This is a genomic window from Desulfovibrio sp. 1188_IL3213, from assembly GCF_036763145.1.
GTDB lineage: Bacteria > Desulfobacterota > Desulfovibrionia > Desulfovibrionales > Desulfovibrionaceae > Desulfovibrio.
The window spans coordinates 1-6,167 of record NZ_JBAIYR010000110.1 but is presented as its reverse complement, the minus strand read 5'-3'; the positions used below and the strand labels follow the sequence as shown (position 1 = coordinate 6,167).

3 protein-coding genes and 1 pseudogene are annotated in these 6,167 nt (G+C 55.5%); 1 reads left to right on the top strand and 3 read right to left on the bottom strand.

The window, feature by feature from the left end:
- Positions 1 to 312: pseudogene (locus tag V6C16_RS06440) on the top strand (dimethylmenaquinone methyltransferase); the annotation flags it as partial.
- 342 nt (positions 313 to 654) lie between these two features.
- On the opposite strand, the gene V6C16_RS06435 reads toward V6C16_RS06440, so the two are convergent.
- From V6C16_RS06435 to V6C16_RS06425, 3 genes are all read right to left on the bottom strand, one after another.
- A complete protein-coding gene (locus V6C16_RS06435; RefSeq protein WP_333536395.1) occupies positions 655 to 1,455 on the bottom strand; it encodes a DUF169 domain-containing protein in 801 nt (266 codons plus the stop codon).
- Positions 1,456 to 1,717: 262 nt separating this feature from the next.
- Complete coding sequence (locus V6C16_RS06430; protein ID WP_333542915.1) at positions 1,718 to 3,466, bottom strand: NAD(P)-binding protein; 1,749 nt, start codon at positions 3,464 to 3,466, stop codon at positions 1,718 to 1,720.
- A gap of 755 nt (positions 3,467 to 4,221) precedes the next feature.
- Positions 4,222 to 5,742 (bottom strand): sigma-54 dependent transcriptional regulator, encoded by a 1,521-nt coding sequence (locus V6C16_RS06425; RefSeq protein WP_333542914.1) that lies wholly within the window; start codon positions 5,740 to 5,742, stop codon positions 4,222 to 4,224.
- Between the last annotated feature and the right edge of the window lie 425 nt (positions 5,743 to 6,167).

Below are 6,167 nucleotides of genomic sequence, written 5' to 3'. Positions count from 1 at the left end.
TGGTTGCCCTTTCCGGTGTACGCCCGCGCCGTAAGCCCCAACGGACCGTACAAAGACGCCTGCGGCGAGATAAATGTCCCTGTGAGCATGGGCAACGTGGTCATAGCGCCCGGAGACATCATGGTGGCTGACGACGACGGCCTTGTGGCCGTGCGGGCCGCGGAAGCGGAAACCGTGGCCGCACGGGCGCAGGAAATTACGGATGAAGGAATAAAAAAACTCCGTCGTATTGAAAAAACCGGCACGCTGGATTTTACATGGCTGTATGAAAAGCTCGACAGGTCCGCTTGCGTCATCCGTAACAGCCTCTGATTTCCGGCCGTCTTTCCTGCCACAGGCCAGCCAAACGACTACTGGCGGCAGTGGCGCGTTCCATCAATGCCAGCAGCCGCGCGAGCGCCTGAGCCTCTGCCCATCACGGCGGCCCAAGCCCCTGCATCCGTTGGGCCAGGGAGAGCAAATGAAGATATTGACGCCGTCCATGCTCACAGTGGCGCGCCGCAACCGCTTTAAGAAGGAAAAATATTTCAGCCCATTGCCACGACCGGTCACAGGGCAGCATAGCCCGCAGGCCGGCACAAAAAGACGGGCGGCCCTCTGCCGGGCCGCCCGTCCATTTCAAGGCAGCGCCTCAGCGGGCGCGCCACTTGCCGATCATTGTGCCGATTCCAGACATTCGCCGCGCTTGTACACTATCATATTGCAGTTTTTGCAAATGGCGGCACCGGGGAAGTTTTCTCCGGTTCGGGTTATGGCCCCTGTTCCATGCTCGTTAATGCGCGTGACAAGGCGTTGCACCAGGGGTTCAAGGTGCGCGCCGGGGACAAAGAAGTTCAACTCGCCGCGCTCCGTCTTGCCGGAGTTATAGCTGCCGCTGCACGCGGTGCATACGTTGGCGGTCTGTTCCAGGTAGGTATACACGTTTCCGGCACAGGCCGAGGAATTCATGGTGATATTGGTGCGCAGCGGGTGCACGTCCATTGCAGCCATATAGTCCACGGCCAGGTGATAGGCCTGCATGTTGTCACAGTAAAAATGCACGGTGTCGGGCGGAAAATACGTGTCCGCGAGGGGTGACACGGCTATGGCCTTCAGCGTGCCTTCGGGCAGGCGCGGCTTGGATTTCACAAAGCGTTCCGCCTGTTCAAGGTCTTTGGCGTATTTTTTGTGACTGAGCACCTCGGCCTGATCAAAACCTTTCCAGCCAAAGGAATACAGCCCGTTGGGGCAACCCAGTTTTTCCTTGCGCACCAGCAGGGTCTGCCCGGTCATGCGCGGACCTATCTCATACTGGCAAAAGGTCAGATTGCGGTCTGAGGTAAAGAATTCCACATTTTCCTTGAATTCTTTCAATTGCCCGTCATCAAAGAAAAATTTGACGGCCACGGGAAAATGGGTGAGGCGAAGCGCGTCCATAAGGATATCGTGCATTTCCGCAAACGAAAGCTTGGTCATGAAAAGCTCCTGAATATGTTCTTTAGAACAATTTCACTTTGAAATTGCTCTGGCGGCTGCGTGAGCAGACGTTCGCTACGGAGGCGTAAGCGCAGTTTATCTGCGCGGTTAAACGCCGAAGTGAGCGTGCCTTAAACTTTGAGAATGTATATTCTCAAAGTTAATCTGCTCTATGAACCGGTATGATCTTTTTGCAGGCGAGGCTGCTTTTGTGGCGGCATTACAGGGCGCAGCCGGGCATGTGCCGGCGCTTTCCGCATGCTCAGACCAGATAGCTGTCATCCATGCTTGCCCGTATGTACTTGCCCGTGGCCGGGTCGATCATTTCAATAAAGCCGCACGGGCATTCGTCCATGCAATGGCGGCAACCCTTGCAGTCCGAGGTGGCAAGAGCGGCGCTGTCGCCCTTGAGACGGCCCTTGAGCGGCATAACGTTTTCACCGCAGACATTCCAGCAGTTGCCGCAGTCAAAACAAAGCCCGCAGCTCATGCAGCGGGCGCATTCTTCAATGATACTGCGTTCATCAAGGGTTGCCACAACCTCCCGCCGCAGATCGGCCATGCGCTCGGCAAGAGGAAGGGCAGCAGTCTCGTTGCGGCTGCTGGCGGCATAGTGGTCGTAATAGATGCTGAATTTATTGGCGATAACGGCTTTTTCCTCCACAGGCAGCGGCGTGCCGCGCAATTTGGCGTCAATGGCCGCTGCCGCCATTCTGCCCTGGTAAATGGAGGTGGTGACAAGGCTCAGACCCAGGGCATCGCCGCCGGAATACACGCCGTCTTTGGCCGTGGCGCCCGTGCTGTCAGCCCGTATCCAACCCCTGCCGGAATCCAGGCTTTCAAAGCCCTGCATGCAGGGAACCTGGCCGATGGCGGCGATTACGGCCGTGGCGGCAAGTTCCGTAAAGTCGTTTTCCACAGGTTCCGGGCGCCTTCTGCCGGAGGCGTCAGGTTCCCCCAGGCGCATGTTCTGGCACTTCATGCCCGTGATCATGTCGCCCTGGCGCAGCAGTTCCGCCGGTGCGGCAAGAAAACGGAACGTCACGCCCTCTTCTTCAGCCTCGACGATTTCGCTTTCTATGGCGGGCATTTCATTGCGCGTACGCCGGTACACCATGACAACCTCGGCCCCCAGGCGGCGGCAGATGCGCGCGGCGTCAATGGCCGCGTCGCCCCCGCCCACAACCAGCACCTTTTGGCCCACGCCGACGGCACAGCCAGAATTTATGCGGTTAAGAAAGTGCGTTACAGTAAAAAAATTGGCGGCGTCTTCACCGGGCAGGCCCAAAGAACGGCCCTCATGAGCGCCGATGCCCAGAAAAACGGCATCATGCTCTTTGCGCAGATCGTCCAGAGAGATATCCCTGCCCACAGCGACATTGCAGCGGATGTCCACTCCAAGGTCCCGGATGCGGCCAATTTCGCTGTCCAGCACATCCTGGGGCAGCCTGTAGTCCGGTATGCCGTAGCGCAGCATGCCGCCGGGCCTGGAAAAAGCCTCAAACACCGTAACGGCGTAGCCCCGCCGCGCCAGTTGATATGCGGCGGAAAGCCCCGCAGGCCCCGCACCCACCACAGCTATTTTTTCATCACGTTGGGCAACAGGCTCGGCAGGCAGGGCAAAGCCGTTGCTGAGCGCGTAGTCCCCGATAAAACGCTCTACATTGTTGATTGCCAGGGAACCGTCTTTGTACTGCCGGTTACACCCGGATTCGCAGGGATGCGGGCAAACGCGGCCGCATACCGCGGGAAAGGGATTGTTGGCGGCAATAATTTCAAAAGCCTGCCGGAAAGAGTCGTGATAGGTTCTGCCGTCCTTTACGGTGTTGGCAATGGTTGTGAGCACGCCCCGGATATTTGTCCCGCTGGGACACTCCCCCTGACATGCCGGTGTTTTTTTTATGAACACCGGAATATAGGGGCTTTCCTTTTTTGAGGCATTGCCTGTTTTTGTTCGGAGTAGTGCGATTTTTTTTCGCGAATTGCGAAGCCTCTTTAACGCAGGAGTCATCAGCATACCTCCCATGTTGCGCCGAAAAATCCGCACAATCAGGCATCACACCTGACCGTATGCAAGACAATACGGCATACAGTGAACAAGACACTCTACAGAAGCTGTTACTTCACACACAAAAACACATACTGCATACAAAACACATCTTCATAACTGCGATTGTATTTATAATCACAATACAGATGTGAAATTATACACAAATATTGTGTATATTATCAATCTCCGCAATCAATAAGTCAACAATGTCTTCATAAAAGACGAATACGCATATATTGAATATCGCGACTATGCGTAATTGCTGACTATACTCTTTATGCACATTTTTAATTGCATTTCCTTTTTGCATATATAAAAACTGGAATAACATTTTAGAAAAGTTTAAGTATATGGGAATTGCACGAGATCTGAATATTTTTCTTCCGATTCCCGCTTTTTTTCTGTCCCGGCTGCGAGAGCGGGCAACAAAAAGCCGCAGTGAATCCGCTCCTGTTCAGAAGGGCCACTGCGGCTTTTTCCCAACACCGTGTCAAAAAAAGCGTGCAGCCGCTGCCCTATCAGGGCAACGGCTGCACAAGAAAAGTACGGCAATGCCGTCAGACCGCAATCAGAGCAATTTCACTTTGAAATTGCTCTGGCGGCTGCGTGAGCAGACGTTCGCTACGGAGGCGTAAGCGCAGTTTATCTGCGCGGTTAAACGCCGAAGTGAGCGTGCCTTAAACTTTGAGAATGTATATTCTCAAAGTTAATCTGCTCTAGTCCACAGGATGTCCCGCAGCGCGGTATTCGTTGAGCTTGTTGCGCAGGGTCCGCACGGAAATTCCAAGAAGATCCGCCGCCTGGGTGCGGTTTCCCGAGGTTGCCTCAAGCCCCTTGAGAATCATGATGCGCTCCATCTCATGCAGGGGAATGACCGCGCCGGGCATGCTGCCGTGAGAGGAAGACATGGCAGGCCCCCCACCATCGGCAGGATCGTTTCGCCCTGTCGCCTCTTCGGCAAGCGCCGCTCCACCGGAAAAATCTGCGGCAGCCGCAGCCCCGAAACCTTCAGGGACAGAATCCGCGCCGTCGTCATCAAACAGGGGCCAATCGTCATCTTCCAGCAGAAAATGACGCGGTTCCACAGGACGGCCATTGGCAAGCAGCACGGCGCGTTCCATCAGGTTTTGCAGTTCACGCACGTTGCCGGGAAAATCATAGCCGCGCAGCCAGTCTATGGCGTTTTGCGAGAGCACGGCCGGGGCAAGCTGGTACTCGCGGATATACATATCCATAAAAAATCCGGCCAGTTCCAGGATATCATCGCCACGCTCACGCAATGAAGGCAGCCGCAACGGAATGACATTGAGCCTGAAATACAGATCCTGACGGAACTTGCCCTGCTTTACCCAGTCTTCAAGGTCGCGGTTGGTGGTCGCCAGTACGCGCACATCAACCTTGAGGGGTTCTGTGCCGCCCACCCGGTCCACTTCGCCTTCCTGCAAGACACGCAAAAGCTTGGCCTGAAGGGAAAGGTCCATCTCCGAAATTTCGTCCAGCAGCAGCGTGCCGCCGTCGGCAAGCTCGAATTTCCCCGGTTTGCGGGCAATGGCTCCGGTAAAAGCGCCTTTTTCATGCCCAAAAAGTTCGCTTTCAAGCAGGTGTTCCGGCAAGGCGGCGCAGTTTACGGCCACAAAAGCCCCGGAGCCGCGTTTGCTCATGGCGTGCAGGTAGCGGGCAAACATCTCCTTTCCCGTGCCGGATTCGCCGGTAATAAGCACCGTGGCCCGCGAACCGGCCACCTGGCGCGCCAATTGCAAAACCCTGCCCATGGCCGGGTGCCTGCCCACAATACGCGGCCCTGCACCTTCGGCATACTGCGCCTTGCGCCCGCCAAGGGTTGAAGCAGCGGGAACCGCGGCCCTGCGCTGCGCGGAACCGTTGCCTAACGAACGGGCCACGGCCATGATGCGTTCCACATCCAGCGGTTCAAGCCAGTAATCCTGTGCGCCGAGGCTCATGAGGCGTTCGGCCTCATCGGCGGTTCCCCTGTCTGTAATGACGATAACCGGAGGAAAGGCCGGGTCTTCAGCCCCTACGGCCAGAAGGTCTTCGACGCGGAAACCCGGCAGGCTGGGCCGCGCAAAAATAATGCCCGGCCCGGACTTGCGTATGAATACGGTGGCGCCCTTGAGATTTTCCGCAATGCCAAGTTCGTATCCGGCATCACGCAGGGCAGGAAAGACCGAGGTTACGGCCTGAGCGGGGGTGAGAAATAGCAGACGGCGCGTCAACATGAAATTTTCTTACCGTGTCGGGCGATACAATGCAACCGACTGATGCTGAAAGACACTGAAATAGAACCTTTTTACGGCATAAACCGCCCTGTTGCCCCATCCGGCATGAAAAAACGTCTCCAATATCCTCATACAAGCGGTTTCGAGACAATTTTCTTTTACACTGCTCCGGCAGCGTATCAGGCAGCCATACCTCCACGCGGGCGTCATCCATGCGTGGGCCAACATGGTATACATTTCATGTAACATTTTGGAATATCTATCCATAAATGCTACACACACCAAATACACACCACCTGCTCATTGCTGTCCGGCTAAGGGTTAAGAAAAAAGTCCAAAATCTCAATGCGATGTGGTATAAAGAGTTTGCGAAAAACTTTGCCACACAAGGAGATTTTGGACATGAGTCACCATAATACACTTTT